At 69.7% G+C, this 24,291-nt stretch carries 29 protein-coding genes, 1 tRNA gene and 1 pseudogene; 16 read left to right on the forward strand and 15 right to left on the reverse strand.

All coding sequences use genetic code 11. The annotated features are described in order from the left end of the window. Nucleotides 1-115: 115 nt before the first annotated feature. Genes ACT80S_RS18575 through ACT80S_RS18595 form a run of 5 tightly spaced genes read left to right on the forward strand, consistent with a single transcriptional unit; the run spans nucleotide 116 to nucleotide 2,598 of the window. Complete coding sequence (locus tag ACT80S_RS18575; RefSeq protein WP_377418834.1) at nucleotides 116-580, forward strand: lysozyme; 465 nt, start codon at nucleotides 116-118, stop codon at nucleotides 578-580. Then, nucleotides 577-1,020 (forward strand): hypothetical protein, encoded by a 444-nt coding sequence (locus tag ACT80S_RS18580; protein ID WP_377418837.1) that lies wholly within the window; start codon nucleotides 577-579, stop codon nucleotides 1,018-1,020. Before ACT80S_RS18575 ends, ACT80S_RS18580 begins: the two co-directional genes overlap by 4 nt. Continuing rightward, nucleotides 1,017-1,289, forward strand: coding sequence for a DUF6782 family putative metallopeptidase (locus tag ACT80S_RS18585; RefSeq protein ID WP_377418840.1), 273 nt, complete (start codon nucleotides 1,017-1,019; stop codon nucleotides 1,287-1,289). The genes ACT80S_RS18580 and ACT80S_RS18585 overlap by 4 nt, the downstream gene beginning before the upstream one ends. Beyond that, a complete protein-coding gene (locus ACT80S_RS18590; protein ID WP_377418843.1) occupies nucleotides 1,286-2,443 on the forward strand; it encodes a hypothetical protein in 1,158 nt (385 codons plus the stop codon). Before ACT80S_RS18585 ends, ACT80S_RS18590 begins: the two co-directional genes overlap by 4 nt. After that, on the forward strand, nucleotides 2,440-2,598 hold the full coding sequence (locus tag ACT80S_RS18595) for a hypothetical protein (RefSeq protein ID WP_377418845.1): 159 nt from the start codon (nucleotides 2,440-2,442) through the stop codon (nucleotides 2,596-2,598). Before ACT80S_RS18590 ends, ACT80S_RS18595 begins: the two co-directional genes overlap by 4 nt. Before the next feature lie 8 nt (nucleotides 2,599-2,606). On the opposite strand, the gene ACT80S_RS18600 is transcribed toward ACT80S_RS18595, so the two are convergent. From ACT80S_RS18600 to ACT80S_RS18635, 8 genes are all read right to left on the reverse strand, one after another. After that, entirely contained in the window at nucleotides 2,607-2,783 is a 177-nt protein-coding gene (locus ACT80S_RS18600) for a hypothetical protein (RefSeq protein ID WP_377418848.1), read from the reverse strand. Next, on the reverse strand, nucleotides 2,780-3,106 hold the full coding sequence (locus tag ACT80S_RS18605; RefSeq protein WP_377418851.1) for a hypothetical protein: 327 nt from the start codon (nucleotides 3,104-3,106) through the stop codon (nucleotides 2,780-2,782). The genes ACT80S_RS18600 and ACT80S_RS18605 overlap by 4 nt, the downstream gene beginning before the upstream one ends. Nucleotides 3,107-3,109: 3 nt before the next feature. Then, nucleotides 3,110-3,457 carry a hypothetical protein gene (locus tag ACT80S_RS18610; protein WP_377418854.1) on the reverse strand — a complete coding sequence of 116 codons (348 nt, stop codon included), beginning with the start codon at nucleotides 3,455-3,457 and terminating at the stop codon, nucleotides 3,110-3,112. Nucleotides 3,458-3,669: 212 nt separating this feature from the next. Continuing rightward, complete coding sequence (locus tag ACT80S_RS18615; protein ID WP_377418857.1) at nucleotides 3,670-3,963, reverse strand: hypothetical protein; 294 nt, start codon at nucleotides 3,961-3,963, stop codon at nucleotides 3,670-3,672. Nucleotides 3,964-4,076: 113 nt separating this feature from the next. Next, nucleotides 4,077-4,505, reverse strand: a complete 429-nt coding sequence (locus tag ACT80S_RS18620; RefSeq protein ID WP_377418860.1) for a hypothetical protein — start codon at nucleotides 4,503-4,505, stop codon at nucleotides 4,077-4,079. 24 nt (nucleotides 4,506-4,529) lie between these two features. After that, a complete protein-coding gene (locus ACT80S_RS18625; RefSeq protein WP_377418863.1) occupies nucleotides 4,530-4,712 on the reverse strand; it encodes a hypothetical protein in 183 nt (60 codons plus the stop codon). A gap of 60 nt (nucleotides 4,713-4,772) precedes the next feature. Beyond that, entirely contained in the window at nucleotides 4,773-5,279 is a 507-nt protein-coding gene (locus tag ACT80S_RS18630) for a hypothetical protein (protein WP_377418866.1), read from the reverse strand. Between the two features lie 383 nt (nucleotides 5,280-5,662). After that, the gene (locus tag ACT80S_RS18635) at nucleotides 5,663-6,574 is read right to left on the reverse strand and encodes a LysR family transcriptional regulator (RefSeq protein WP_377418870.1); all 912 of its coding nucleotides are present in this window, start codon (nucleotides 6,572-6,574) and stop codon (nucleotides 5,663-5,665) included. 95 nt (nucleotides 6,575-6,669) lie between these two features. Between ACT80S_RS18635 and ACT80S_RS18640 the strand changes: the two genes are divergently transcribed. The 8 genes from ACT80S_RS18640 to ACT80S_RS18675 all read left to right on the forward strand — a co-directional run bounded on the left by ACT80S_RS18640 (nucleotide 6,670) and on the right by ACT80S_RS18675 (nucleotide 13,746). Continuing rightward, the gene (locus ACT80S_RS18640; protein WP_377418872.1) at nucleotides 6,670-8,019 is read left to right on the forward strand and encodes an acyclic terpene utilization AtuA family protein; all 1,350 of its coding nucleotides are present in this window, start codon (nucleotides 6,670-6,672) and stop codon (nucleotides 8,017-8,019) included. A gap of 45 nt (nucleotides 8,020-8,064) precedes the next feature. Beyond that, nucleotides 8,065-8,382, forward strand: a complete 318-nt coding sequence (locus ACT80S_RS18645; protein ID WP_377418875.1) for an AtuA-related protein — start codon at nucleotides 8,065-8,067, stop codon at nucleotides 8,380-8,382. Between the two features lie 42 nt (nucleotides 8,383-8,424). Further along, nucleotides 8,425-9,393 carry a Bug family tripartite tricarboxylate transporter substrate binding protein gene (locus tag ACT80S_RS18650; RefSeq protein WP_377418878.1) on the forward strand — a complete coding sequence of 323 codons (969 nt, stop codon included), beginning with the start codon at nucleotides 8,425-8,427 and terminating at the stop codon, nucleotides 9,391-9,393. A gap of 8 nt (nucleotides 9,394-9,401) precedes the next feature. Further along, a complete protein-coding gene (locus ACT80S_RS18655) occupies nucleotides 9,402-10,160 on the forward strand; it encodes an SDR family oxidoreductase (protein WP_377418881.1) in 759 nt (252 codons plus the stop codon). A gap of 27 nt (nucleotides 10,161-10,187) precedes the next feature. After that, nucleotides 10,188-11,123: a BKACE family enzyme gene (locus ACT80S_RS18660; RefSeq protein ID WP_377418884.1), complete on the forward strand. Its 936-nt coding sequence runs from the start codon at nucleotides 10,188-10,190 to the stop codon at nucleotides 11,121-11,123. Nucleotides 11,124-11,157: 34 nt separating this feature from the next. Next, nucleotides 11,158-11,234, forward strand: a tRNA-Arg gene (locus tag ACT80S_RS18665). Between the two features lie 22 nt (nucleotides 11,235-11,256). Continuing rightward, nucleotides 11,257-11,892 carry an FMN-binding negative transcriptional regulator gene (locus ACT80S_RS18670; RefSeq protein ID WP_377418887.1) on the forward strand — a complete coding sequence of 212 codons (636 nt, stop codon included), beginning with the start codon at nucleotides 11,257-11,259 and terminating at the stop codon, nucleotides 11,890-11,892. A gap of 147 nt (nucleotides 11,893-12,039) precedes the next feature. After that, nucleotides 12,040-13,746, forward strand: a complete 1,707-nt coding sequence (locus ACT80S_RS18675; protein ID WP_377418890.1) for a response regulator — start codon at nucleotides 12,040-12,042, stop codon at nucleotides 13,744-13,746. Here ACT80S_RS18675 and ACT80S_RS18680 read toward each other — a convergent pair. Together ACT80S_RS18680 and ACT80S_RS18685 are read right to left on the reverse strand one after the other, a co-directional pair. Continuing rightward, nucleotides 13,688-14,776 carry a nitrate- and nitrite sensing domain-containing protein gene (locus tag ACT80S_RS18680; RefSeq protein ID WP_377418893.1) on the reverse strand — a complete coding sequence of 363 codons (1,089 nt, stop codon included), beginning with the start codon at nucleotides 14,774-14,776 and terminating at the stop codon, nucleotides 13,688-13,690. The genes ACT80S_RS18675 and ACT80S_RS18680 overlap by 59 nt on opposite strands. A 39-nt stretch (nucleotides 14,777-14,815) precedes the next feature. Beyond that, nucleotides 14,816-16,606, reverse strand: a complete 1,791-nt coding sequence (locus ACT80S_RS18685) for a hybrid sensor histidine kinase/response regulator (protein WP_377418896.1) — start codon at nucleotides 16,604-16,606, stop codon at nucleotides 14,816-14,818. Nucleotides 16,607-16,794: 188 nt separating this feature from the next. On the opposite strand from ACT80S_RS18685, the gene ACT80S_RS18690 reads away from it, so the two are divergent. Then, a complete protein-coding gene (locus ACT80S_RS18690; protein ID WP_377418899.1) occupies nucleotides 16,795-17,232 on the forward strand; it encodes a hypothetical protein in 438 nt (145 codons plus the stop codon). Continuing rightward, nucleotides 17,229-18,437, forward strand: coding sequence for an MFS transporter (locus ACT80S_RS18695; protein WP_377418902.1), 1,209 nt, complete (start codon nucleotides 17,229-17,231; stop codon nucleotides 18,435-18,437). The genes ACT80S_RS18690 and ACT80S_RS18695 overlap by 4 nt, the downstream gene beginning before the upstream one ends. Nucleotides 18,438-18,498: 61 nt before the next feature. Here the strand turns inward: ACT80S_RS18695 and ACT80S_RS18700 are convergent, their stop codons facing one another. From ACT80S_RS18700 to ACT80S_RS18720, 5 genes are all read right to left on the reverse strand, one after another. Further along, nucleotides 18,499-19,191 carry a glutathione binding-like protein gene (locus ACT80S_RS18700; RefSeq protein ID WP_377418905.1) on the reverse strand — a complete coding sequence of 231 codons (693 nt, stop codon included), beginning with the start codon at nucleotides 19,189-19,191 and terminating at the stop codon, nucleotides 18,499-18,501. A 10-nt stretch (nucleotides 19,192-19,201) separates the two neighbouring features. Continuing rightward, a complete protein-coding gene (locus ACT80S_RS18705; RefSeq protein WP_377418908.1) occupies nucleotides 19,202-20,446 on the reverse strand; it encodes an acyl-CoA dehydrogenase family protein in 1,245 nt (414 codons plus the stop codon). Between the two features lie 97 nt (nucleotides 20,447-20,543). Beyond that, nucleotides 20,544-21,272, reverse strand: a complete 729-nt coding sequence (locus ACT80S_RS18710) for a Crp/Fnr family transcriptional regulator (RefSeq protein ID WP_377418911.1) — start codon at nucleotides 21,270-21,272, stop codon at nucleotides 20,544-20,546. Nucleotides 21,273-21,360: 88 nt separating this feature from the next. Continuing rightward, nucleotides 21,361-22,140, reverse strand: coding sequence for an oxepin-CoA hydrolase, alternative type (locus ACT80S_RS18715; RefSeq protein ID WP_377418914.1), 780 nt, complete (start codon nucleotides 22,138-22,140; stop codon nucleotides 21,361-21,363). Nucleotides 22,141-22,142: 2 nt separating this feature from the next. Then, on the reverse strand, nucleotides 22,143-23,660 hold the full coding sequence (locus ACT80S_RS18720) for a 3-hydroxyacyl-CoA dehydrogenase (protein WP_377418918.1): 1,518 nt from the start codon (nucleotides 23,658-23,660) through the stop codon (nucleotides 22,143-22,145). A gap of 132 nt (nucleotides 23,661-23,792) precedes the next feature. Between ACT80S_RS18720 and ACT80S_RS18725 the strand changes: the two are divergent. Further along, nucleotides 23,793-24,291: pseudogene (locus tag ACT80S_RS18725) on the forward strand (hypothetical protein); the annotation flags it as partial.

Consider the following 24,291-nt stretch of genomic DNA (forward strand, 5'->3'; position numbering starts at 1 on the left):
CTGCAAATCCTCCCGCACATTGCGACCCTGCTTTCGATCTTTTGGTTTTGCATCCGCATCTACGAAACCCGCACGGTGCAGCGTTGGCTAGGCCGCAAGGTGCCGCGAGGCCGGTATGACGATTAATCGGGGATCGGTCGCGGCGCTCACGCTGTCGGCCTCTGCCTTGATCGGCCTGGCCGTGCATGAGGGCTTTCGTGCAGAGGCTTACGACGATGGCATCGGCGTTCAAACGATCGGCTTCGGGTCTACCTCTGGCGTCAAGCGCGGCGACAAGACGACTGTTGAACGCGCCTTGATCCGCCTGGGTGATGACGTTGCGGAGCATGAGGCCGGGATTCGTCGGTGCCTGGCCGATGTGCCCCTCGCACAGCGCGAATGGGATGCGGCGGTGTCCCTGGCCTTCAACATCGGGACCGGCGCATTTTGCGGCTCTACGGTGGTTAAGCGCTGGAAGGCGGGCGACTACGCGGGCGGCTGCGATGCCTTCCTGATGTGGAATCGTGCGGGCGGCAAGGTGCTGCCTGGCCTGGTCAAGCGGCGCGAGGCAGAGCGCCGAGTTTGCAAGGGGGAAGCATGAGCCGATTCGCCTACTCCGTCGCCGCCCTGGTTGTCCTTGTGGCGCTGATGGCAAGCCATTGGAAGGTGTACCGCATGGGGGGCGCTGCTGTCCTGGCCGAGCAAGCGGCGCAGGCGCTGAAAGCCAGCGAAGAGGCCCGCAAGCGTGAGCAAACCCTATCGGCAAAAGTGGAGGCCCTAGACCGTGAACTGCAAAAGCAAAAGGCCCGCAATGTGGCTCTGTCTCGCGCTCTGTCTGACCGGCTGCGCGACTTCGAAGCCGCCGCAAGTCGAGCCTCTGAGGATTCCGGCACCGCCAGCGGAGCTAATGGCCCCTTTGCCTCAATCGCCGGTGAATGTGCCAGATACCTTGCAGCGATGGACGAATACGCTCGAAGCCTGGCAGCAACGGCGGCAGGTTTGCAGCGATACGCCGCAGAAATGCAGCTAGGCGGCAAATGAAAATCCCTCGCTCTTTCGTCCTGGCGGGCATTCGCTGGACCGTCGAGGAATCCGACGCGATTAGCGAAATGGGGCATTGCTCCGCTGAAACGGCAACGATCAGGCTGCGCCAGGGACTGCCCGCGCAAGTGAAGGCGGCGACCTTTTGCCATGAACTGGGCCACGCGATCCGCTACACGCTGGGCCAGGACGACCACGACGAAAGAGAGGTCGATTCTCAGGGCCACCTCTTGCACCAATTCCTAGAGCAATACGGGGCGAAAGCATGATTGATCCGCAATTGACTTCGTTCGCCACTGTGCGCGAATTGGAGCTTCTAGAGGCGCTGGAGTCGCACGGTACGCATAGGGCCGCAGCGAAGGCGCTAGGAGTCTCCAAGAGCGTTTTTAGCGGCGCGATGGACCGCCTCAAGCGCAGGGCAGCTAGCCGGGGGTACTCGCCCGATCACGATATGACTCGCACGGTCCCCGAGGGCTTCCGCGTGAAGGGCGTTTCGACCTACTACGATCAAGAGGGCAAGCCTCGCGGGCAATGGGTCAAGAGCGCCGCCGATGATGCAGCGCGAGAGCGGGCTATTCGGGAGGCTTACGAAGCGATGGCCGAGGATGTGCCTCGCATTGCCCCCACTCTGCCGGTGCCGGTGACTGAGGATCACCTATTGACCCTCTACACGCTCACGGATTGCCATGTGGGCGCTTTGGCCTGGCACCGCGAGGGCGGCGCTGATTGGGATTTGGCGATTGCCGAGAAAAGCCTGATTGGCTGTTTCGAGCAAATGGTCCGGGCATCGCCCGCCGCGACCACTGGCGTAGTCGCGCAGCTAGGCGACTTCCTGCATAGCGATGGACTGCTGCCGGTCACGCCTACATCGGGCCATGTGCTGGATCAGGATGGCCGATTCTCCAAGGTGGTTTCTACGGCGGTTCGGGTGCTGCGCCGAATCATCGCTATGGCGCTCGAAAAGCATCGCCGGGTTGTGGTGCTGCTGGCCGAGGGCAATCACGATATGGCCTCTTCTGTGTGGCTGCGCGTGATGTTCCGGGCGCTCTATGAGCATGAGCCGAGAGTACAGGTGATTGACTCCGAATTGCCCTACTACGTACACCAGCACGGGCGGACCATGCTGGGCTTCCATCATGGGCACCTGAAAAAGAATGACGGGTTGCCGCTGCTGTTCGCGGCGCAGTTCCCGCAAGTGTGGGGCGCGACCACGAAGCGTTACGCGCACACGGGCCATAGGCACCACATCGAGGAAAAAGAGCATTCCGGCATGGTGGTGGTGCAGCACCCCACGCTAGCGGCCCGCGATGCCTACGCGGCCAGGGGAGGGTGGATTGCCGAGCGCCAGGTCCGCGCCATTACCTACCATGCCGAGCATGGCGAGGTCGCCCGCAATACCGTAGTGCCGGAAATGCTGGCATGAGTCCGCAGCTTCTGGCGGTGACCGCCGCCATTTATGCCTGGGTGGCCTATGACTACGGCAAGGCCGACCGCTGGGGGATGGGTGCGGCCTTCGTGTGCTACGCAATCGCTAATCTCGGCTTCGCCTGGGACGCGCTACGGGCCGCGAAGGGCTAGGGGTAGGGCTACCCCTTCGGCTGCTCGTTCCGCGCCTTCTCGGCGGCGCTATTGATGCGCTGGGCGTACTTCCTCAGTCGGTCGGCTTCGCTTGCGGGAATCCACACCTCTACGCGCACCAGGCCGAGGCGGGCGCGGCGGTCGCGTAGGGCTTGCTGACGGGCTTTAATCGTCTGGTCGGTCAATGGCTGGCTCCTGTGGCTTTGGCGATGGCGGCGCGGGCTTCCGCCACCGCGCCGGAATATGGGCTGTCCTCGATCCCGAGGGCGGTCGCATCGGCTAGCAAATTAGCCAGGGCGGAAAGCAGTTCCGGCGCTGCTGCGATCAATCTCGCATTAGCGGCCTGGTCCGATCCGAAGCACAGAGCAACGTCGCAGCCACCATTTAGGACCGGCTTGTCGTCGTCGTCGTAGTGGTCATGCTGGGAAAGGATGTGCGTCGAGGGCGTTTCCTCGTTGACCACAAGCCCAATCTCCCACGGTCCCCGCGTGAACTTTGCTTTGCTCATGGATCACCCCACGAAGTCGGCCAGGTTCTTCCCGGCAGGCAGGAAGGCGACATAGCGGTCCTGTACTTCCTGCACCAGGCCGAAGCCGTCGAGCGTCCGGTATGCGTGGTCGGCGTCCTGGGCGTCGGCGCTGCTGCCGAGCAATGCCAAGAGTCGCGCCTTGAGGTCTTGCCGGTCGCTGGCGTCGGCCAGGCGCGTGACTTCGGTAGTCACTAGGTCGGCGTCGGCCTGGGTGTCGGTCGGCTCTCCGGCGTCTTCCAGCATGGCGCGGTAAGCGTCTTGCGCGGTGCTGCCTTCGTAGATGCCGAGGCTTGCGCCGCTGGCCTGGCTGGCGAATTGGAAAAAGGGCATATGTGGCTCCGGTTGTGATTGTCTGGACCGCCCGGAATTCTCTCCGGGCTTCGGGTTAGTCGGGTCGGGTTGTCGCGGCGGCAGGCCGCGCCACTAATAAGCGGCCTTCCCATCGGTCGATCAGGGAGGGCGATTCCCCGGTTTGCTGCTGTGTCATGGTTCGTTCTCCGTTTGGGTTGTGAATGCCCGGATTCCTCCGGGCGCGTGGTTCGTTATGCGTGACAGCCGTTAAGCCACCAGCGGGCGACCTTCACGGCCTGGGCGCGTTCTTCGCAGTCTCCGAAAACGCAATTGCCGTTGACGCGCACTTCGTAATTGCGAAATTCATCGCAATATTGCTCAACGATCACCACGCGCTTACCGGCCTCGCTGGTCATGCGCCCGATGACTCGTTCGCCCTGGTCGGGGTAGTCGAAGTCCTCGCGGCCAGTGTCGCCACGGTCGAAGCCATCCCAGCGGCTGTTATCCGGGGCGCTGTCGCGGAGGTGTTCTTCGTATTGGGTCATGAAGTGCATTTCTTGCTCCGTTTGCGTTGTCGATGGATTCATCATAGTCCCGTTACCGGTAACGAAGCAAGCAATAAAAAAAGCCCACCAAAACGGAGGGCTATTCGTGGCGCTCAATCCTCGATCCATTCAAGGCGGCATTGCTCAAAACTGTAGAAGCCATATCGAGGGGATGGGGTGTCTTCCCTGTACTGGCGGCGAACCAGCTTGCGGGCCTCGGTCTTGTTGAATGCCAGGACGCGGTAATAGTCCCTCGATCCGCCAGGGCAGGTAACCATCGCCCGATATTCGCGGCACACCAGATTGCGAGGCTTGCGGCGCGTGGCGGGCTTCCTGGCGCGGCTTCTGACAACCAGGGCGGGAACCTGCTCAATCGCGGGCGCTGCGGGCACCGCTGCCGGGGCGGAAGGCTGACGCAGCCCTAGCGCGATTTCGACTTCCTCCAGCGTCCCGTAAAAGGGTTCCTTGCCCCATCCGTTGCCGTTGACGAAGGCGTAATACTGGCCGTTACTCAGATAGCCGATGCGGGGGTCGAGGTGCATTGTCTTAACTCCTGTTGCTGGTTTTCAGTCGCGGCGGATTTGCCAGGCACCGCCTTCGACTTGCACGAAGTCATTGCGGTAGCAGATTTGATCGTTGATGCCGCAGAGGACGCCATCGACCCATTGAATCGGGAGGTTGCCGAGGCCGGGGATTTCGACCAGTTCGGCAACCTCGATGCGGCGGGGCTTCTCGGTGGTGGTGTTCATTGCTTCGACTCCTGTTGTTTGTCTGGACTGCCCGGATTGCTCCGGGCCTGGTTGATCCGGTTAGGCGCGGCTCACGCTGAAATGCTTCCCTGCGGACAGGTAGGCAACCACCATCACCTGGGCCTGGGCTTCCATCGAGGCGGGGTAGCTGGTCACAACATCGCCAGCCGGGGTATGCAGGGCGATGCGGATTTCGGAGGGCGCGGCCTGGGCGGCGGGGACAACCTGGGCGGGGACAACCTGGGCGGGCGCTTCGGCGGTCTTGGCCGGGGCGAGGGCGGCATCCACGGCTTCGGCCACTTCGGGGAACAGTTGGCGGGCGCGGCCTGCGCCGATCTTGGCGTCGAGGTCATCCATCGTCGCCTTCACGCCCTGCGGGTTGCCGTACAGCTTGCGGGAATCGGAGAGGCTGTTCTCCTGGCTGGACAGTTCGTAGCACTCATCGCACAGGCGAATGTCGGTGTTATCGCCGCCAGTGTCGCGGGTCTTGCGGTCGCAGGAGCGGCAGGTAAAGACGCCGGAGCCGAGGGCGAAGCGGTTAGCGGTGCGGGTGGTGGTGCGGGCCATTTGTTTCTCCGGTTGCGTTGTTGATGAGCGAATCATATTGCCGTTACCGGTAACGGTAAACGACAAGATGCAAAGGCCGACTAGAACGCGGGGGAATTGAGGGGATGGCGGGGTGGCCTGGCCTGGTCGATGGCCTGGTCGATGGCCTGGTCGGGAGGTGTGTTCGCTTGCCCGGAATCGCAGCGGAGAAACTTGTAAACACCAGAATTTCCCCTCTGAGAAATTCCGCTTTTTGCTCTTCCGTGTTTACATGAAAGAGGGCCTAAGCCGTTGATTTAATTGATTTCTGCGGCTGGTTTGGGACCAGAGGGTCGTAGGTTCGAATCCTATCGCTCCGACCAGCTTCACCTTGCCAGGCCCGCCGGCCCACCCGGCGGGCCTTTTCATTTCCGGTGGCGGCCGAGCCGGGGGGCGGCCTCGCGGGCGGTGAGCATGTCCCAGAAGGCCTGCGCCGCGACCGAGAGGCTGCGCCCGCGACGGCGCACGGCATAGATCGGCCGGCTGGCCTGGGGCACGTTGAGCCGCACCGCGGCGACGCCCTCGCGCTTGCACAGCTGCAACGCGAACTGCGGGACGATGCTGATGCCGAAGCCCGCCTTCACCAGCCCGCCCAGCGAGCCGAGCTGGTTCACCTCCAGCCCGGTGTCGGTGACCTGCGCCGCCTGCACGATGGCCTGCAACTGCTGCCACACGCTGCCGCTGCGAACGGTGTGGATGAAGGGCCGCTGGCGCAGGTCGCGCAGGCCCAGGCTGCGGCGGCCGGCGAGCGGGTCGTCCTCGCGGCAGATCACGTAGCTCGGCTCGTCGAACAGGTGGCAGGCCTCGAACTCCAGCGGGTTGCCGGGGATGGCGTTGATGCCGAAGTCCACCTCGCCGCGGGCGACCAGGTCCAGGCAGCGGTCGGAGACCACGTCGTGCAGCCGCAGCACGATGTCCGGGTGCCTGGCCCGGAAGGCCGCCATGCGCTCGGGCAGCCAGTCCGCGGCCAGCGAGGGCGGGCCGGCCACCGCCACGCGGCCGGACCGCACCGCGGCCCGGCCGCGCAGCGCCTCCAGCGTGGCGCGCATCTCGCCGGCGATGCGCCGGGCGCCGGCGGCGAAGACCTCGCCCTCCGGCGTGAGCGAGACGTTGCGCGTGTCGCGGTCGAACAGGCGCGCGCCGACCTGCTCCTCGAGCCGGCTGATCATCTGGCTGAAGGCCGAGGGCGAGACGTGGCAGCGCTCGGCGGCCAGGGCGAAGCGCCGGGTGTCCTCCAGGGCGAGGAAGGCGTCGACGAGGCGGCCGGAAAGATTCATCAGAAAAACAGCATGGTCAGTCGAATAAATCCAGTTTACTTTCATGGAGGGCGGCCGCACAGTCGGCGCCGGAGACAACAACGAGGAAACGTGGAGTGAAGACACTGGCCGTAGGCTGCGGTGCCGGCTTTTCCGGCGACCGCACCGATGCCGCGCCCCCCGTGGTGCGCACCCTGGTCGAGCGCGGCGGCCCCGCCGCGCTGATCTTCGAGAACCTGGCCGAGCGCACGCTGGCCCACCAGCAGCTCACGCGCCGGGCCAGCCCGCACCTGGGCTACGAGCCGCTGCTGCTCGCGCAGCTGCGGCCGGTGCTGGCGGACTGCCTGGCGCACGGCATCACCATCGTCGGCAACTTCGGCGCGGCCAACCCGCCCGGCGCGGCCGCGGCCATCGCCGGCCTGGCCCGGGAGCTGGGCCTGCCGGTGCCGCGCATCGCGGTGGTCACCGGCGACGACCTGTCCGACGAGCGCGGGCGCGGCGTGGTGCGCCAGCACCTGGGAGCCTTCGACGAGGCGCGCTTCGTCTGCGCCAACGCCTACCAGGGCGCCGCCGAGATCGCCCAGGCGATCCGCGCCGGCGCGCAGGTGGTGGTCACCGGCCGCGTGGCCGATCCCTCGCTCACCGTGGGCCCGGCCATGGCCCATTACGGCTGGCGCGAGGACGACTGGGACGCCCTGGCTGGCGCCACCATGGCCGGCCACCTGCTGGAGTGCGGCGCCCAGGTCACGGGCGGCTATTTCGCCGACCCGGGCCGCAAGGAGGTGCCGGGCCTGCACGACGTGGGCTTTCCGATTGCCGAGATCGAGGCCGACGGCAGCTGCACCGTCACCAAGGCCGCCCGCACCGGCGGCCTGGTCAGCGAGCAGACGGTGAAGGAGCAGCTGCTTTACGAGGTGCACGACCCGGCGGCCTACATCACGCCCGACGTGGTGGCCGACATCACCGCCGCCACCGTCACCCAGGCCGGTCCCGACCGGGTTCGCCTGGCCGGCGTGCGCGGCCACCCGCGCACCGCCACGCTCAAGGCACTGGCCTATTTCGACGGCGGCTGGTTCGGCGAGGCCGAGATCTCCTACGCCGGTCCGAACGCCGAGGCCCGCGCCCGCCTCGCGATGGACGTGGTCCGCAGGCGCAACGGCGCCCGCATGCCCCTGCGCTTCGACCTGATCGGGGTGCTGTCCATCCATGCCGACGACGCCGGCCAGATGCTCGGCGCGCTGCCGCCCGGCGCCTCCACCGACCTGCGCCTGCGCGTGGCCGGCCGCCACGACGATGTGGCCGAGATCGACTGGCTGCTGCGCGACGTGATGGCCCTGTGGACCGGCGGTCCCGCCGGCGGCGGCGGCGTGCGCACCGCCAAGCGCCAGCGCCTGTCCAACCAGGCCTGCCTGGTGCCGCGCGAGCTCGCCCCGGCGAGCTGGCGCTTCCACGACGCAGCGGCATGACCGCGACGCCATGACCGCCATCACCGCCACGATCGCGACGACCCCATGACCGCCACCGCCCTCTACGACCTGGCCCACGCCCGCACCGGCGACAAGGGCAACCACGTGAACATCAGCCTCATCGCCTACCGGCCCGAGGACTACCCGTTGCTGGCCGAGCAGGTCACCTGCGAGCGGGTGGCCGCGCACTTCGCCGCGCGCCACCCCACCCGCGTGCGCCGCTTCCTGCTGCCGAACCTGGGCGCGATCAACTTCGTGCTGGACGACGTGCTCGATGGCGGCGTCAACGATTCCCTCAACCTCGACATGCACGGCAAGGCGCTATCGTTCCACCTGCTGGCGATGACCGTCACGCGGCCCTGAGCCCGCCCCCAGAACCACACCAGAACGAACCGGAGACACCCCATGAAAACCCGCCACTTCCTCCAGGCCCTCGCGCTCGGCGCGGCCCTCGCCGCCGGCGCCGCGCCGGCCTTCGCCCAGGCCTGGCCCGCGCGCCCGGTCAAGATGATCGTGCCGTTCCCGGCCGGCAGCGCCACCGACCTGGCCGCCCGCGTGATGGCGCAGCAGCTCGGCGCGACGCTGGGGCAGGGCTTCGTGGTGGAGAACAAGCCCGGCGCGGGCGGCTCCATCGCCGCGATGGAGGTGGTGCGCGCCGCCCCCGACGGCTACACGCTGCTGTTCTCCTCCAACTCGGCGCTGGCCTCCAACGTGGCCCTGCTCAAGTCCATGCCCTATGACCCGGTGAAGGACCTCGCCGCGGTGGCGGGCGTGGGCGAGACCACGCTGGCCCTGATGGTCAAGACCGAGCACCCCGCGAAGAACCTCGCCGAGTTCCTGGCCTACCTGCGCGCGCGCCCGGGCAAGGTCAGCGCGGGCTTCGGCTCCTCGAGCTCCCAGGTCAGCATCGCCGTCCTGAACAAGCTGGCGAAGACCGACGCGCAGCTGGTGCCGTACAAGGGCATCCCGCTGGCGGTGAACGACGTGCTGGCCGGCGTGGTCGATTTCACCTTCGTGGACCTCGGCAACTCCATGGCCCAGGCCAAGGGCGGCAAGATGCGCGCGCTGGGCGTGACCTCGCCCCAGCGCTCCACGCTCACGCCCGACTGGCCGGCGCTGGCCGAGTCGCTGCCCGGTTTCGACATCACCGCCTGGTTCGCCATCGCCGGCCCGGCCAGCCTGCCGCGCGACGTGGCCGAGAAGCTCAATGGCGCGGTGGCCCAGGCCCTGCGCCAGGCCGAGGTGAAGGACCGCCTGGCCGGCATCGGCCTGCAGCCCATGCCGATGGGCCCCGACCAGCTCAAGGCGTTCATGGCCAGCGAGGTGACCAAGTGGGTCCGCCTGGCCAAGGAAGCCAACGTGCAGCCGGAGTGAGCGGACCCATGGGAGCGAACGACACGAAAGTGATGCTGGTCACCGGCGCGAGCCGGGGCATCGGCGCGGAGATCGCGCTGCTCGCCGCCCGCCAGGGCTGGCGGGTGGGGGTGAACTACCTGAGCAACGAGGCGGCGGCGCAGTCGGTGGTGGCGCGCATTCGCGAAGCCGGCGGCGAGGCCGTCGCGCTGCAGGCCGACGTGGGCAAGCTGCCCGAGGTGCGCCGCCTGTTCGCGCAGGTGGACGCGCAGTTCGGCCGGCTCGACGCGCTGGTGAACAACGCCGGCGTGCTGGCGAGCTTTCGCATCACCGAGCTGGACGAACACAACCTGGCCGACGTTTATGCGGCCAACGTCTTCAGCCATTACTACTGCGCGGGCGAGGCGGCCCGGCGCATGGCCCGCAGCCGGGGCGGGGCCGGCGGGGTGATCGTGAACATGTCGTCCGTGGCCTCGCGCCTGGGCGGGCTGGCCGGCGGCACGGCGTATGCCGGCACCAAGGGCGCGATCGACACCTTCAACCTGGCCCTGGCCAAGGAGCTGGGTCCGGAGGGCATCCGGGTGAACGCGCTGCGACCGGGGCTGATCGCCACCGAGATCCACAACGTGCATGGCGGCATCGGGCAGATGCAGGAGATGGCGCGCACCGCCGTGCCCCTGGGCCGTGCCGGTACCGCCGCCGAGGTGGCCGAGGCCGCGCTCTGGCTGGCGGGCGACGGCGCCTCGTACGTGCACGGCGCCATCATCGACGTGGCCGGCGGCCGCTGACTCACTTCCCACGAGGACAAGGACACCATGGCAAGCACCCGCAAGGTCATCATCACCTGCGCCGTCACCGGCTCCATCCACACGCCCTCCATGTCGCCGCACCTGCCGGTCACCGCGCAGGAGATCGCCGACGCCGCCGTCGGCGCGGCCGAGGCGGGCGCGGCGATCGTGCACCTGCACGCGCGCCATCCGGCGGACGGCCGCCCCGACCAGTCCCCCGACGCCTTCCGCGCCTTCGTCGGCGACATCAAGGCGCGCAGCGATGCGGTGATCAACCTGACCACCGGCGGCGCGCCGACCATGACGGTGCAGGAGCGCTTCCAGCCCGCGCTGCAGCTGGCGCCCGAGGTGGCCTCGCTGAACATGGGCTCGATGAACTTCGGCCTGTACCCGATGCTCGATCGCTGGCAGGGACAGTTCAAGCACGCCTGGGAGCCGGAGTTCCTGGAGCGCACGCGCGACACGGTGTTCAAGAACACCTTCGCCGACATCGAGTACGTGCTGGCGCGCGGCACCGGCAACGGCACGCGCTTCGAGTTCGAGTGCTACGACACCGCGCACCTGTACAACCTGGCGCACTTCCTGGACCGCAAGCTGGCGACGCCGCCGCTGTTCGTGCAGACCGTGTTCGGCATCCTGGGCGGCATCGGCAGCCACCCGGACGACGTGGCGCACATGAAGCGCACCGCCGACCGCCTCTTCGGCAAGGACTACGTGTGGTCGGTGCTGGGCGCGGGCCGGGCGCAGATGAACGTGGCCGCCACGTCGGCGGCGCAGGGCGGCCATGTGCGCGTGGGCCTGGAGGATTCGCTGTGGGACGGCCCCGGCCAGCTCGCGCGCAGCAACGCCGACCAGGTGCGCCGCGTGCGCGGCATCCTGGAGGGCCTGGGGCTGGCGGTGGCCACGCCCGCCGAGGCGCGGGACATGCTGCGGCTCAAGGGGCGGGAGTCGGTCGGGTTCTGACCCTCGAAGATGCGACAATCGCGCCCGCATCCACCTGCCCGTAGCTCAGTTGGATAGAGCATTCGCCTTCTAAGCGAATGGTCGGGGGTTCGATTCCCTCCGGGCAGGCCAGATCATCGACACACGCCGTCGCATGTACCTGCCCCCGCATTTCGCCGAGCCCCGTGTGGAAGAACTCCACCGGATCATCGCCGCCCACCCCCTGGGCATGCTGGTGACGCATACCGCCGCCGGCCTCGACGCCAACCACCTGCCGCTGCTGCTGGACGCGGACACCGGACCGCATGGGGTGCTGCTGGCGCATGTGGCGCGCGCGAATCCGGTGTGGCGCGAGGTGGGCGAGGGCGCGCAGGTGCTCGTGGCGTTCCGCGGCGCCCAGGGCTATGTCTCGCCGAACTGGTACCCCGGCAAGCAGGAGACCCACCGGCGCGTGCCCACCTGGAATTACGAGGTGGTCCATGCCCACGGGACGATCCATGTCCACGATGACGAGCGCTTCGTCCGCGGCGTGGTGGCCCGCCTGACCCGCCAGCACGAGGCCGGCCAGCCGGCGCCTTGGAAGATGGGGGACGCCCCCGCCGACTACCTGGCCGCGCAACTGGGCCAGATCGTGGGGCTGGAGGTGCGCATCACCCGCCTGGAGGGCAAGCGCAAGCTGAGCCAGCACCACGAGGCGCGGGACCGCGCAGGCGCCATCCGCGGCCTCGAGGGGCAGGGGAACCTCGCGCTGGCGCAGGCGATGCGTAGCACCGGCGAGGTGTCGTCCTGAGTGCGGTCGGCAGGGGCCTGTGGGGGCCCGGTGCCGAATGCCGTGACATCGTTTGCACGAGCCTTGCCCCTGTGACGGCTTGATGCACGTCAATGCCGTGGATTCCCCCTTGCCGCACGCTTGCGTCCGGTGAAATAGTGCTGAGATATGGACTACCGCGCGATTGTTAAGGGGCTGCCTGGCCTCTTCGTGGTCATGGATTCGGGGCTGACGATCATCGAGGTGAGCGATGCCTACAACCGTTCCACCATGACCCGCCGCGAGGACATGCTCGGCAAGAGCATGTTCGAGGTCTTCCCCGACAACCCCGACGATGCGCAGGCCGATGGCCAGCGCAACCTCCATGCCTCGCTGGCCCGCGTGCTGCAGTCCGCGGCCGCGGACACGATGGCGGTGCAGAAATACGACGTGCGCAAGCCGGCGGAGGAGGGCGGCGGGTTCGAGGAACGGTATTGGTCCGTGATCAACGCCCCGGTGCTGGGGGACGACGGGCAGGTGCGCTACATCATCCACAAGGCCGAGGATGTCACCGAGTTCATCCTGCTCAAACAGCGGGGGCAGGAGCAGCGCCGCAGCCACGCGGCCCTGAGCGACCAGACCGCGCGGATGGAGGCCGAGATCTTCGAGCGCTCCCGCGAGGTGGCAGCGGCGAGCGCCCTGCTCAAGACGACCAACCAGGCACTCGAGGCGGCCAAGGCCACCGCCGAGGCCGCCAACCAGGCCAAGAGCGCATTCCTGGCCACGATGAGCCACGAGATCCGCACGCCCATGCACGGCATCCTCGGCATGGCCAGCCTGCTGGCGCGAACGCCCCTGGACCGCCGGCAGCAGGATTTCCTCGGCGTGATCCAGACCTCCGGCGAACACCTGCTGTCCCTGATCAACGACATCCTCGACTTCTCCAAGATCGAGGCCGGCAAGATCGAGATGGCGGCCGAGGACTTCCTGCTGGCCGACCTGATCCGCGATACCTGGGCGCTGATCGGCGAGCGCGCCAAGGACAAGGGCCTGGAGCAGATGACCGTGTGCAGCCAGCCCGGTCTCCTGCTGCGGGGCGACAAGACCCGCCTCGAGCAGGCGCTGGTCAACTTCCTGGGCAATGCCGTCAAGTTCACCGAGAGGGGCCGCCTCACGCTGCGCTGCACGAAGGAGGAGGAAACCGCCACCGATTACCTCCTGCGCTTCGAGGTGGCGGACACCGGCATCGGCATGACGGCCGAACAGCAGGGGCGGATCTTCGAGGCCTTCGAGCAGGGCGACAGCCGCACCAGCCGCAAGTACCACGGCACCGGGCTGGGCCTGGCGATCACCAAGCGCATCGCGCAGCTGATGGGAGGCGAGACCGGGGTCACCAGCACCCTGGGCCAGGGCAGTACCTTCTGGCTCACGTGCCGCCTGGGCAAGGGTGTCGAGGCGAAGGTGCTGCCCCCGCTGCCGGCGCCGGAAGGCGCCGAGGTCGCCCTGGCCCGTGATTTCCCGGGGCGCAGGGTGCTGGTGGTGGACGACGAGCCGATCAACCGGGAAATCATCGGCTACATGCTGGACAACGCGGGCCTGCAGGTCGAGATGGCGGAGAACGGCCGGCAGGCCCTGGCCAAGGTTCAGGCCTGCGGCTATGACATCGTGCTGATGGAAATGCAGATGCCCGAGCTCGATGGCACCGACGCGACCCGCCGGATCCGCGCCCTGCCGGGGCTGGAGCAGCCGGTGATCATCGCCATCACCGCGAACGCGTTCGATGACGACCGCATCCGCTGCCTGGAAGCCGGCATGGACGACTTCATCTCCAAGCCCTTCAAGCCGGAGGGGCTGTGCGAGAAGCTGCTGCAGTGGCTGCGGGCGCCGGCCCGCTGACGCGCCGGGCGGCCGCACGGCGTTGCCCGGCCCCGGGCAGGCCTGTCACCAGCCGCCAGGCCAGCGCGGCGCTGGCGGCTGCGGCCAGCAGCCCCAGCACCGCGGCGAGCCGGAAGTCCCGCAGGCGCTCGTCCGCCCGGGCCTGGGCCGAGGCCAGGAGGCGCGCGGCGATGCGGTCCTCGACCCGCTTGACCGCCTCCATCCGCGCGCTGGCCTGCGCCCACCACTGGGCGGCGGGCACCGGGTAGTCGCCGCGCGACGCCAGCTCGGTCACGGCGTTGCGCATGTCCACCACCGCCGCCGACTCCTTGGACTGCAGGGCCTGGTCGAACAGCGCGATGTCCGGCGGGTCGGCGGTGGCGCGCAGCAGGGCCTCGAAGGCGGCCTGCCGCACGGTGATGGCCTGCAGGTTGCGCAGCCCCTGTTCGCCCAGGGGCTTGCCGCTGCCCAGGACCGCGTTGACCAGGCCACGCTCGCGCCCGTAGTGCTCCTTGGCGGAGACGAGGTAGAAGTAGCTGGCGATCTGGCGGCTGGCATCGGCGTCGGGCGCGAAGCGCGCGAGCTGCAAGACCTCGGCGGCGAGGGCCTCCACCCGCGCCGTGTACCAGCCCGCCGCGGCGGGCGGCTCCAGGGCCAGGGCGTCCACGCGCGAACGCTGTTCGGCCAAGCCGCGGGCCAGGGCCTCCAGGGCCTTGTTCGGCCCGGCGTCCTCGGCATCCGCCAGGGCGCGGTAGGTGTCCAGGGCGGCGTCGGTGAGCGGGCGCTGGCGGGCCAGCGCCTCGGTCGCCGCAGGGGCCGCGCGCGAGGCGAGGTAACCCCCGGTCAGGCCGCGCTCGGCCTGCAGCTGGTGCACGAGGTCCCCGGCGTGCAGCGCCTCGCGCGTCACACCGACGCCGCGGGCATAGGCCTGCGCCTGCTGGTGCCGTTCCCCCACGACCTCGGCGACGAAGTAGCCCAGCGTGACCAGCGCCACGCCGACGAGCACGAGCCAGCGTGTCGCGCCGCGGTCGTCAGCGAGCCATGGGGTCATCGGTTGTCTCCTGCAAGCCGATGATCGTAGCCGCCTTGGTTACACGGACCTTTCGGCGGCCTTCCCCGGCGGGTCCTGCTGTTGCGTGGACGCCTCGCGCGCCGCCCACGCCGCCTGCGACTGCTGCGCGCTCTCGGCGTTGGCGGCGAGGGCGTCCATCACCGCCGCCAGGCGCTGCGGGTCGGCCGGCTTGACGAAGTGGTGGTCGAAGCCCGATTCGCGCGAGCGCAGCATGTCCTGGGCCTGGCCGTAGCCGGTCAGGGCGATCAGGGTGGCGCGGCGCGTGCGCGGGTCGGCGCGCAGGTGCCGGGCGAGTTCGTAGCCGTCCATGCCGGGCAGGCCGATGTCCAGGACGTAGACCTGGGCCGGGTCGCGCCGCGCGGCCTCCAGCGCCGCGCCCGGCTCGGTCATGACCCTGACCTGGTGGCCCAGGGTCTCCAGCCAGGCGCCCAGGAGCTCCGCGGCGTCGGCGTTGTCGTCGACCACCATGATGCGCAGCGCGCGCGGCGGCGCGGCCGCCGGCGCGCCGGCCTCGCCGGCGTCGCCGGCTGCGGCCGGCTCCTGGCGGGGCAGGATGACGGTGAACTCGCTGCCCTGGCCCCGTCCCGCGCTGGTGGCGCGGACCTGGCCGTCGTGCAGTTCCACCAGGCTCTTGACCAGCGCGAGGCCGACCCCGAGCCCGCCCTGCGCCCGGTCGGGCGTGCGCCGGGCCTGGGTGAACAGCTCGAAGACATGGGGCAGCAGGTCGGCGTCGATGCCGCTGCCGTCGTCGCGCACCGCCAGCTGCGCGCTGTGCGCATCGGCGCGTAGCACCACGGTGATGTAGCCGCCGTCCGGCGTGTACTTGGCGGCGTTGTTCAACAGGTTGGCCAGTACCTGCACCAGCCGCACGCGGTCGCCGCGCACATGGACCCCCGCGGCCTCGACGCGCAGGTCCACCGCGTGGCCGCGCGCCTCGATCTGCGGGCGCGTCTGCTCCAGGGCGTCGTGCACCACCTGCTGCAGGTCCACCGACTCATGCTCGATGTGGACCAGGCCGCGCGTGACCCGCGAGACATCCAGCAGGTCGTCCACCAGTTCGGTCATGTGCGCCACCTGGCGGCCGATCAGCTCGCTGGACTTGAGCACCCGCGCCGGGTCGTGCGTCGCCAGGCGCAGCAGCTGCGCCGCCGTGGCGATCGGGGCCAGCGGGTTGCGCAGCTCGTGGGCCAGCATGGCCAGGAATTCGTCCTTGCGCCGGTGCGACTGCGCGAGTTCGTCGGCGATGGCCTTGTAGCGCGCCTGCGACTCGCGCAGCGCCTCCTCGGCCCGCAGGCGCGCCTCGAGGTTGCGCTCGCTCTCGCGAAGCAGCAGCACGCTGACGACGCTGCGCGCGATCTGCGTGAGGATGCGGGCGGTGCGCGGGTCGAGGCGGCCGGGGTGGTCGTCGATCACGCACAGGGTGCCGATGCGCTCGCCGCCCGGCATCACCAGGGGAACGCCGGCGTAATGGACCACGCGCAGCGCGCCGGTGACGATCGGGTTGTCCTGGAAGCGCGGGTCGCACGTGGCGTCCTCCACCTCGAACAGCTCGTCGCCGGCGGCGACGGCATGGCCGCAGAAGGAGACCTCGCGCGGGGTCTGCCCGCCCTGGGGCAGGCCGCGCGCCGACTTGAACCACTGGCGGTCGCTGTCGACCAGCGAGATCAGCGCGATGGGCATGCCGGTGACGCTCGCGGCCAGGTCGGTGAAGGAGTCCAGCACCGCCTCGGCGCCGGTGTCGAGCAGGCCCAGTCGGCGCAGGCGCTCCAGGCGCCGCGCCTCGTCCTCGGGCACGGGAGGGGCAAGCATCGTGCGTGTTCCGGTCCGCACGGCCCGGGCAGCCGGGGCGCGTGGTGGGAATGAACGTAACACCGCGGCGCGCCGCGCGAGGCGCGGCGGCGGGCCGAATTGACTACGGGGTGTTACCGCGGCGGCCGCCTTGAGGTGTAGGTCGAAATCATCCATATTTCCCGGGTCGCAACGCACGGGGGATCAGCATGGTGTGGGACATCGTCGTGGCCGTCGCCGGCCTGGCCGTCGGGGCCCTGCTGGCCGCCGTCTTCCTGCGGGTGCGCCTGCACGACCTGCTCGAGGCCGCCGTGGCCCACGGGCGCGCCGGGCTCGACGTGGAGGTGGCCACCCAGGCCGAGCGCCTGCGCCTGCAGGACACCGAACTGCTGCAGGCCCGCCAGGACCTGCTGCGGCTGCAGCAGGCCGCCGAGCGCCTGCACCGCGAGCTCGAGGCCTGCGGCGATGACCGCGCCCGGTTCGCCGAGCGCGCCACGCGGGTGCCGGCGCTGGAGGCGCAGGTGGCCCGCCTCGAGCTGCAGCTGCGGATGGCGCACCAGGAGGTGGTGCGCCTGGCCGATGCCGCCCGGCACCCGGGCGCGCGGCGGGTTTACAGTCGGGCGCTCCCCCGACGCCCGAACCCGTGACCCCACCCCCGTCCGCCACCCTGTCGCCTGCCGACCTCCAGACCGCCGTCCGCCTGCTCGCCATCGGCACCTTCTTCAGCGGCATCGCGCTGCGCCTGTGCGACGGCCTGCTGCCCCGCCTGGCGGGGGACTTCTCGATCTCCGCAGGCCAGGCCGGCCAGGTGGTGATCGCCTTCTCGCTGGCCTACAGCGCGGTGCAACTGCTGTTCGGGCCGCTGGGGGACCGCTTCGGCAAGGCCCGCATGGTGTGCCTGGCGCTGCTCGGGTGCTGCGTGATGTCGCTGCTGGCGGCCCTGGCGCCGAGCTTCGAGCGGCTGGTCGACGCCCGCGTGGGCTGGGGGATGATGGCCGCGGGCGTGGTGCCGCTGGCCATGGCCTGGATCGGCGACGCCGTGCCCTACGAGGAGCGCCAGCCGACGCTGGCGAAGCTGCTTTCGGGCACGCTTTCCGGCATGGTCGCGGGGCAGCTCGCCGGCGGCCTGTTCGCCGAAATGGCGGCGGGCTGGCGCGGCGCCTTCGGCATGATGGCCGTGGGCTACGGCGGGGTCGGCCTGGTGCTGCTGTGGCGCCTGCGCCGGCTGCCGGTGCCGCCGCCGGCATCGACCGGGCTGGGCGTGTTCGGCCGCCAGCTGCGTGCGGTGGTCGGCGAGCCCTGGACCTGGCGGGTGCTGGGCGCCTGCTGGGCCGAGGGCGTGCTGCTGCTCGGGCCGCTGGCCTTCATCCCGGCGATGCTGCACCAGCGCTTCGGCCTGGGGCTGGCGCTGGCCTCGGGGCTGGTGGCGCTGTATGCGGCGGGCGGGCTGCTGTACACGGTGCTGGCGCGCCGCATCGTGCAGCGACTGGGCGAGCGCCGCATGGTCACCGTCGGCGGCTGGCTGATGGGGGGCGGCTACCTGGCCTGGCTGCTGTCCCCGGTGGTGTGGACGGCGGCGCCCGCGGCGCTGGTGGTGGGCTTCGGCACCTACCTGTTCCACAACACGCTGCAGACCCATGCCACGCAGATGGCGCCGACGGCGCGCGGCACGGCGGTGAGCCTGTTCGCGTTCAGCCTGTTCTTCGGGCAGGCAGTAGGGGTGACGCTGGCCGGCTACGCGTTCGACCACCTGGGCCACGCCGCGATGCTGGCGGCGCCGGTGCTGCTGCTGCCGCTGGTGGGCCTGGCCTTCGCCGGGGCGCTGCGGCGGCGGGTTGACGCGGCGGATTGACGCGGCGGGTTGACGCGGCGGGTTGACGCGGCGGGCCGATCCGGCCGTTCGCCGAGGCCGCTCAGCGCTTCTCGTACTGCTGCTGCCCGAACAGGGCGCTGCGCGCCTTGTCGTCGGTCAGCGGCTTGCGCAGGTCGGCCAGCACCTGCACGCCGCGCTGCACCGCGGGGCGCGCGGCGATCTCGTCGAACCACTTGTGCAGGTGGGGGTAGTCGGACATCACCACGCCCTGGTTCTGCCAGCTGCGCAGCCAGGGGAAGGTGGCGATGTCGGCGATCGAGTACTCGCTGCCGCCCAGGTAGCGCGATTGCGCCAGGCGCTTGTCGATGACGCCGTACAGGCGCCGGGCCTCGTTGGTGTAGCGGTCGATGGCGTAGGCGATCTTCTCGGGCGCGTAGAGCCGGAAGTGGTGGGCCTGCCCCAGCATCGGGCCCACGCCTCCCATCTGGAACATCAGCCACTGCAGCACCTCGAAGCGCTCGCGGTCGCCCTGCGGCAGGAAGCGGCCGGTCTTGGAGGCCAGGTAGACGAGGATCGCGCCCGACTCGAACAGCGAGATCGCGCGGCCGTCCGGCCCCTGCGGGTCGACGATGGCGGGGATCTTGTTGTTCGGGCTGATCTTCAGGAAGGCCGGCTCGAACTGCTCGCCCTTGCCGATGTTCACCGGGATCGCGCGGTAGGGGAGGCCGCACTCCTCCAGCATGATGTGGATCTTGTGCCCGTTGGGCGTGGGCCAGGAGTAGACGTCGATCATGTCGGCGACTTTAGCGCGCGGGCATTGCCCACCGGGCGAGTTCGGATTTCGCGATGGCGTTGCGGTGAACCTCGTCCGGGCCGTCGGCGAAACGCAGCCAGCGCGCCTGCGAGTAGGCGTAGGCCAGCGGGAAGTCGTCGCACATGCCGCCGCCGCCATGGACCTGCATGGCCCAGTCGATCACCTGGCAGGCCATGCTCGGCGCCACCACCTTGATCATCGCGATCTCGGCCTTGGCGGCCTTGTTGCCGGCCACGTCCATCAGCCAGGCGGTCCTGAGCGTGAGCAGGCGCGCCATGTCGATGCGGCAGCGGGCCTCGGCGATGCGCTCCTGGGTGACGGTCTGCTGCGCCAGGGTCTTGCCGAAGGCGGTGCGCGACGCCGCGCGCCTGCACATGAACTCCAGCGCGCGCTCGGCCAGGCCGATCAGCCGCATGCAGTGGTGGATGCGGCCCGGGCCGAGCCGGCCCTGCGCGATCTCGAAGCCGCGGCCCTCGCCGAGCAGGAGGTTGGCGGCCGGCACGCGCACGTCCTCGAAGAACATTTCCACATGGCCATGGGGCGCGTCGTCGTAGCCCAGTACGTTGAGCGGCCGCACGATGCGGATGCCCGGCGTGTCCGCCGGCACCAGCACCATGCTTTGCTGCTGGTGGCGCGGCGCGTCCGGGTCGGTCTTGCCCATGACGATGAAGATCGCGCAGCGCGGGTCGGCCGCGCCCGAGATCCACCACTTGCGGCCGTTGACCACGTACTCGTCGCCCACGCGCTCGATGCGGGTGGCGATGTTGGTCGCATCCGACGAGGCCACCTCGGGCTCGGTCATCGCGAAGGCGGAGCGGATCCGGCCGTCCAGCAGCGGCGCCAGCCACTGCCGGCGGTGCGCCTCGCTGCCGTAGCGGGCCAGCGTCTCCATGTTGCCGGTGTCCGGCGCATTGCAGTTGAACACCTCGGGCGCCCAGGGCACGCGGCCCATGGTCTCGGCCAGCGGCGCGTACTCCTGGTTGGTCAGGCCAGCGCCCTCGACCCCGGCGGCCTCGGCGGTGTCCTGCGGCAGCCACAGGTTCCACAGGCCGGCGGCGCGGGCCTTGGCCTTGAGGTCCTCCACCAGCGCCAGCGGCGTCCATCGCCGGCCCGCCGCGGTGTTGGCGGCGAGCTCCGCGGCGAAGGCGGCCTCGGCCGGGTAGATGTGGTCGTCCATGAACCGCAGCAGGCGGGCCTGCAGTTCCTGGGTGCGGGGGGAGTAGGAGAAGTCCATGGGCAGGTCCTCGCGGTCGGCCTTGGTGGATGGATTCAGTCGCCCTGCGCCCAGGCCCGGGCCGGCGCCCGCAGGCGCGGGCGCGCTCGCCGCCGGCTCAGGCCCGTTCGCTCTCGGCGCTGACGATGCCCAGCAGGCCCTCGCGGCTGCGGACCACGATGCCGCCCGGCTCGATGCGGATCACGCCCTCGCGCTCCATCGCCTTGAGTTCCTGGTTCACGCGCTGGCGCGAGGCGCCGAGCAGCTGCGCCAGTTCCTCCTGCGCCAGCTGCAGGCCGATGCGGATCGCGCCGGCATCGGCCAGCGAGGGCGTGCCGTAGCTGCGCACCAGGTGGATCAACTGCTTGGCCAGGCGCGCGCGCAGGGGCAGGGTGTTGAGGTCCTCGACCAGGCCGAACAGCTGGCGGATGCGGCGTGCGTGCAGCCGCAGCATGGCCTCGTACATCTCGGCGTGCTGCGACAGGATCTTCTTGAAGTCGGCCCGGGCCACGCACAGCGTGGTGGTGTCGCCATGGGCGTAGACATCGTGGGTGCGGCGGTCGCCGTCGAAGATGGCCACGTCGCCGAACCAGATGCCCGGCTCCACGTAGGTGAAGGTGATCTGCTTGCCCGACACCGAGGTGGAACTCACGCGCACCGCGCCCTTGGCGCAGGCCAGCCATTCCTCCGGCGGGTCGCCGCGCGCGGCGATGAGGTCGCCGTCCTTGTAGCGTTTGACGTAGGCGCATCGAAGAATGTCGTGTCGCAGCGAGGGCGAAAGCGAGGAGAACCAGCGTCCGCCATTGATCGCCTCGCGTTCTTCGATCGTAAGAATCGGGTCGTCCATGTTCTGTCTTGTCAGTGACTTGTCTCTGCGTGCATTGTCACGTCCGTGACCCGTGCCGGCGCTCGGGGTTGTCCCCTTGGCTACTCGCTCACTCGAACGCGGGCCGGGTGCGTGCGAGCATGGCCTCGATGCCGAGGCCGGCGTTCGCGTGGTTCAGGTTCTTCACGAAGTGGTGGCGCTCGCGCGCCAGCTGCTGCGGCAGGCTGTTCTCGGTGGCCTCGTTCATCAGCTCCTTGAAGCTGGCCAGCGCGTTGGGCGCCTTGGCGTTGAGGCGCTCGGCCAGTTGCAGGGCCTGGTCGAAGGCCGCGCCGGGCGCGGTGACGCGGTTGACCACGCCCAGGGTGTGCAGGCGCTGCGCGTCGAAGCGCTCGCCCGCCATGAGCAGCTCGGCGGCCACCTGCCGGGGCAGCGACCGCATCAGGCTCCAGCTCGCGCCGCCGTCGCAGGACAGGCCGATGTGGGTGTGGGCCATGACGAAGACCGCGTCCTCGGCCGCGACCACGAAGTCGCAGGCCAGGGCCAGGGAAAAGGCGCCACCGGCGCAGGCGCCCTCGACGGCGGCGATCACCGGCTTGGGGAAGGTGCGGATCGCCTCGATCCAGGTGTGCAGGCCGTCGATGCCCTCGGTCTGTTCGTCCGCCGGCAGGCGGCGCGTGGCCTGGAGGCGCTGCAGCTGCCCGCCGCCGCTGAAATGCGCGCCCGCGCCGGTGATGACCACGCTGCGCACCTCGGCGGCCGATTCGGCCACGCCCAGGGCCTCGATGCCCGCGGCGTAGATCTCCGGTCCCATGGCGTTGCGGTGCTCGGGGTTGCTCAGGGTCAGCACCATGGTGCGGCCCTCGCTGGTGCTTCGCAGTTCGGCCGGCATGCTCAGTTCTCCTCCTGCAGCAGCGACAGCCCGATCGCGCCGCGCCGGCGCAGCCAGGGGCTGGGGCGGTAGCGCGGATCGCCGTAGACGGTCTGCATGTTGAACAGCACCTCGAGCATGCTGGCGGGGCCCCAGCGGTTGCCCATGGCCAGCGGGCCCTGCGGGTAGCCCAGGCCCAGGGTGACCGCGGTCTCCAGGTCGGCGGGCGAGCAGATGCGCTGCTGGCAGATGTCGCTGGCGAGGTTGACGATGCAGGCCAGCACGCGCTGGGTCACGAAGCCACCGGAGTCGCGGATCACGCTCACGGCCTTGCCGTCACGGGCGAACAGGGCGTGGGCGGCGTCGCGCATATCGGGGCGGGTGGCGGGGTTCGTGGCCAGCACGCGGCGGCGGGTGGCGGCGTCCTCGATGAGGAAATCGATGCCGACGGTGCGCGCCGGGTCGAGCCGCTCGACGACGGCCACGGTGGTGACGTCGAAGCCCAGGGGCGCGACCAGGGTCAGCGCCTGGGGGGAGGGCGACTGGCCGGTCTCGATGCGGGCGCCCAGGTCCTTGAGCAGCTGGTACAGCTCGGCGCGGCGCGCGGCGCGGGTCGATACCCATACCGGCGGGATTTCCGCGACGGCCGGCACGGGCTGCTCGGGCGGCACCTGCGGCTTGCCGTCCGCATAGGTGTAGAAGCCCTGGCCGGTCTTGCGCCCCAGCAGGCCGGCGGCGACGCGGCGGGCCGTGGTGTCCCCAGGCCGCAGGCGCGGCTCCTCGTGGTACTGGCGGTAGATGGATTCCATCACCGGGTGCGAGACATCCAGGCCGGTCAGGTCCATCAGCTCGAACGGGCCGAGGCGGAAGCCGGCCTGGTCGCGCAGGATGCGGTCCACCGTGGCGTAGTCGGCCACGCCTTCGGCGACGATGCGCAGCGCCTCGGTGCTGAAGGCCCGTCCGGCGTGGTTGACGATGAAGCCCGGCGTGTCCTGCGCCCGCACCGGCTGGTGGCCCAGGGTGCGTACCCACGCGACCAGGGCCTCGCAGATGCCGGCGTCGGTGCGCTCGCCGCCGACCACCTCCACCAGCTTCATCAGCGGCACCGGGTTGAAGAAGTGCAGGCCGGCGACGCGCCCCGGGCGCTGCAGGCCGGCGGCCAGCGCCGTGATCGACAGCGAGGAGGTATTGCTGGCCAGCACGGTGTCCGGGCCGACCACGGCTTCGAGCTGGCTGAACAGCTGCTGCTTGGCTTCCATCCGTTCGACGATGGCTTCGATCACCAGGCCGCAGTCGGCCAGGCTGGCCAGTTCGCTGGGGCGGACCCGGTCGGCGAAGGCCTGGGCCTGCTCGGCCGTGATCTGGCCCTTGACGGCCATCCGGGCCCATTGCTCGGCCAGCAGCTGTTGCGCCGAGGCCACGGTGGCGAGGTCTGCATCACAGAGCCGGACCTCGAGGCCAGCCTGGGCAATCAGCTGGGCGATGCCCCTGCCCATGGCCCCGGCGCCGACCACGCCTACAGTGTTCAATTGAATGTGCATCCGTGGATTATCCGGGCGCCGGTCCAGGGGGGGCGGCGGGGCTGGACGCTGCGCGAATTGATCTGCAACCCCATCCGTAAACGTATTTCAAGGTGTTACATTGAACTCTGGCTTGCCAGAATGAATTGACTCATGCGATCCAAATTCCTCAGGCGCTGGGTGCCCGGAGCCATGCTCCTCGTCGCTGCAGGTGCCAGTTCAGCTTTGACCCTGGGCCGGTCCCAGGGGGTTGCGCTCATCGGCCGCCCCCTCGATATGGGGCTGCAGATCGGCCTCGACAGCGCCGCCGAGGCGAACGACCTGTGTCCGGAGGCTGAGGTCTTCTATGGCGAGACCCGGGTCCCCCCCCGCCGGGTCGAGCTGCGCACCACGCCCGGCACCGATGCCGTGGCGGTGCGCGTGCGCGTCTCGGCGCCGGTGGATGAGGCGTATGTCACCGTGTACCTGCGCGTCGGGTGCAACCAGAAGCTGACCCGCCGCTACGTGCTCCTGTCCGAGCAGCCTGGCGACGTCGCCGAGGCCGCGGCCCAGCCCGCGCCGGTCGCGCCGCCGACGGCGATCGCCGCACCGCTCCCGCCCGCGCCGGCCGGCGGCGGCGGCACGGTCGGCCGTGTGGCCGCCGCGCCAGCGG

It is taken from the genome of Ramlibacter sp. MAHUQ-53, assembly GCF_052600055.1.

Bases quoted from the DNA above. Each gene is read 5' to 3' on its own strand.
- ACT80S_RS18575 (WP_377418834.1), top strand. From the start codon at position 116: ATGACGATTAATCGGGGATCGGTCGCGGCGCTCACGCTGTCGGCCTCT.
- ACT80S_RS18580 (WP_377418837.1), top strand. From the start codon at position 577: ATGAGCCGATTCGCCTACTCCGTCGCCGCCCTGGTTGTCCTTGTGGCG.
- ACT80S_RS18585 (WP_377418840.1), top strand. From the start codon at position 1,017: ATGAAAATCCCTCGCTCTTTCGTCCTGGCGGGCATTCGCTGGACCGTC.
- ACT80S_RS18590 (WP_377418843.1), top strand. From the start codon at position 1,286: ATGATTGATCCGCAATTGACTTCGTTCGCCACTGTGCGCGAATTGGAG.
- ACT80S_RS18595 (WP_377418845.1), top strand. From the start codon at position 2,440: ATGAGTCCGCAGCTTCTGGCGGTGACCGCCGCCATTTATGCCTGGGTG.
- ACT80S_RS18605 (WP_377418851.1), bottom strand. From the start codon at position 3,106: ATGAGCAAAGCAAAGTTCACGCGGGGACCGTGGGAGATTGGGCTTGTG.
- ACT80S_RS18610 (WP_377418854.1), bottom strand. From the start codon at position 3,457: ATGCCCTTTTTCCAATTCGCCAGCCAGGCCAGCGGCGCAAGCCTCGGC.
- ACT80S_RS18615 (WP_377418857.1), bottom strand. From the start codon at position 3,963: ATGACCCAATACGAAGAACACCTCCGCGACAGCGCCCCGGATAACAGC.
- ACT80S_RS18620 (WP_377418860.1), bottom strand. From the start codon at position 4,505: ATGCACCTCGACCCCCGCATCGGCTATCTGAGTAACGGCCAGTATTAC.
- ACT80S_RS18625 (WP_377418863.1), bottom strand. From the start codon at position 4,712: ATGAACACCACCACCGAGAAGCCCCGCCGCATCGAGGTTGCCGAACTG.
- ACT80S_RS18630 (WP_377418866.1), bottom strand. From the start codon at position 5,279: ATGGCCCGCACCACCACCCGCACCGCTAACCGCTTCGCCCTCGGCTCC.
- ACT80S_RS18635 (WP_377418870.1), bottom strand. From the start codon at position 6,574: ATGAATCTTTCCGGCCGCCTCGTCGACGCCTTCCTCGCCCTGGAGGAC.
- ACT80S_RS18645 (WP_377418875.1), top strand. From the start codon at position 8,065: ATGACCGCCACCGCCCTCTACGACCTGGCCCACGCCCGCACCGGCGAC.
- ACT80S_RS18650 (WP_377418878.1), top strand. From the start codon at position 8,425: ATGAAAACCCGCCACTTCCTCCAGGCCCTCGCGCTCGGCGCGGCCCTC.
- ACT80S_RS18655 (WP_377418881.1), top strand. From the start codon at position 9,402: ATGGGAGCGAACGACACGAAAGTGATGCTGGTCACCGGCGCGAGCCGG.
- ACT80S_RS18660 (WP_377418884.1), top strand. From the start codon at position 10,188: ATGGCAAGCACCCGCAAGGTCATCATCACCTGCGCCGTCACCGGCTCC.
- ACT80S_RS18670 (WP_377418887.1), top strand. From the start codon at position 11,257: ATGTACCTGCCCCCGCATTTCGCCGAGCCCCGTGTGGAAGAACTCCAC.
- ACT80S_RS18675 (WP_377418890.1), top strand. From the start codon at position 12,040: ATGGACTACCGCGCGATTGTTAAGGGGCTGCCTGGCCTCTTCGTGGTC.
- ACT80S_RS18680 (WP_377418893.1), bottom strand. From the start codon at position 14,776: ATGACCCCATGGCTCGCTGACGACCGCGGCGCGACACGCTGGCTCGTG.
- ACT80S_RS18685 (WP_377418896.1), bottom strand. From the start codon at position 16,606: ATGCTTGCCCCTCCCGTGCCCGAGGACGAGGCGCGGCGCCTGGAGCGC.
- ACT80S_RS18690 (WP_377418899.1), top strand. From the start codon at position 16,795: ATGGTGTGGGACATCGTCGTGGCCGTCGCCGGCCTGGCCGTCGGGGCC.
- ACT80S_RS18700 (WP_377418905.1), bottom strand. From the start codon at position 19,191: ATGATCGACGTCTACTCCTGGCCCACGCCCAACGGGCACAAGATCCAC.
- ACT80S_RS18705 (WP_377418908.1), bottom strand. From the start codon at position 20,446: ATGGACTTCTCCTACTCCCCCCGCACCCAGGAACTGCAGGCCCGCCTG.
- ACT80S_RS18710 (WP_377418911.1), bottom strand. From the start codon at position 21,272: ATGGACGACCCGATTCTTACGATCGAAGAACGCGAGGCGATCAATGGC.
- ACT80S_RS18715 (WP_377418914.1), bottom strand. From the start codon at position 22,140: ATGCCGGCCGAACTGCGAAGCACCAGCGAGGGCCGCACCATGGTGCTG.
- ACT80S_RS18720 (WP_377418918.1), bottom strand. From the start codon at position 23,660: ATGCACATTCAATTGAACACTGTAGGCGTGGTCGGCGCCGGGGCCATG.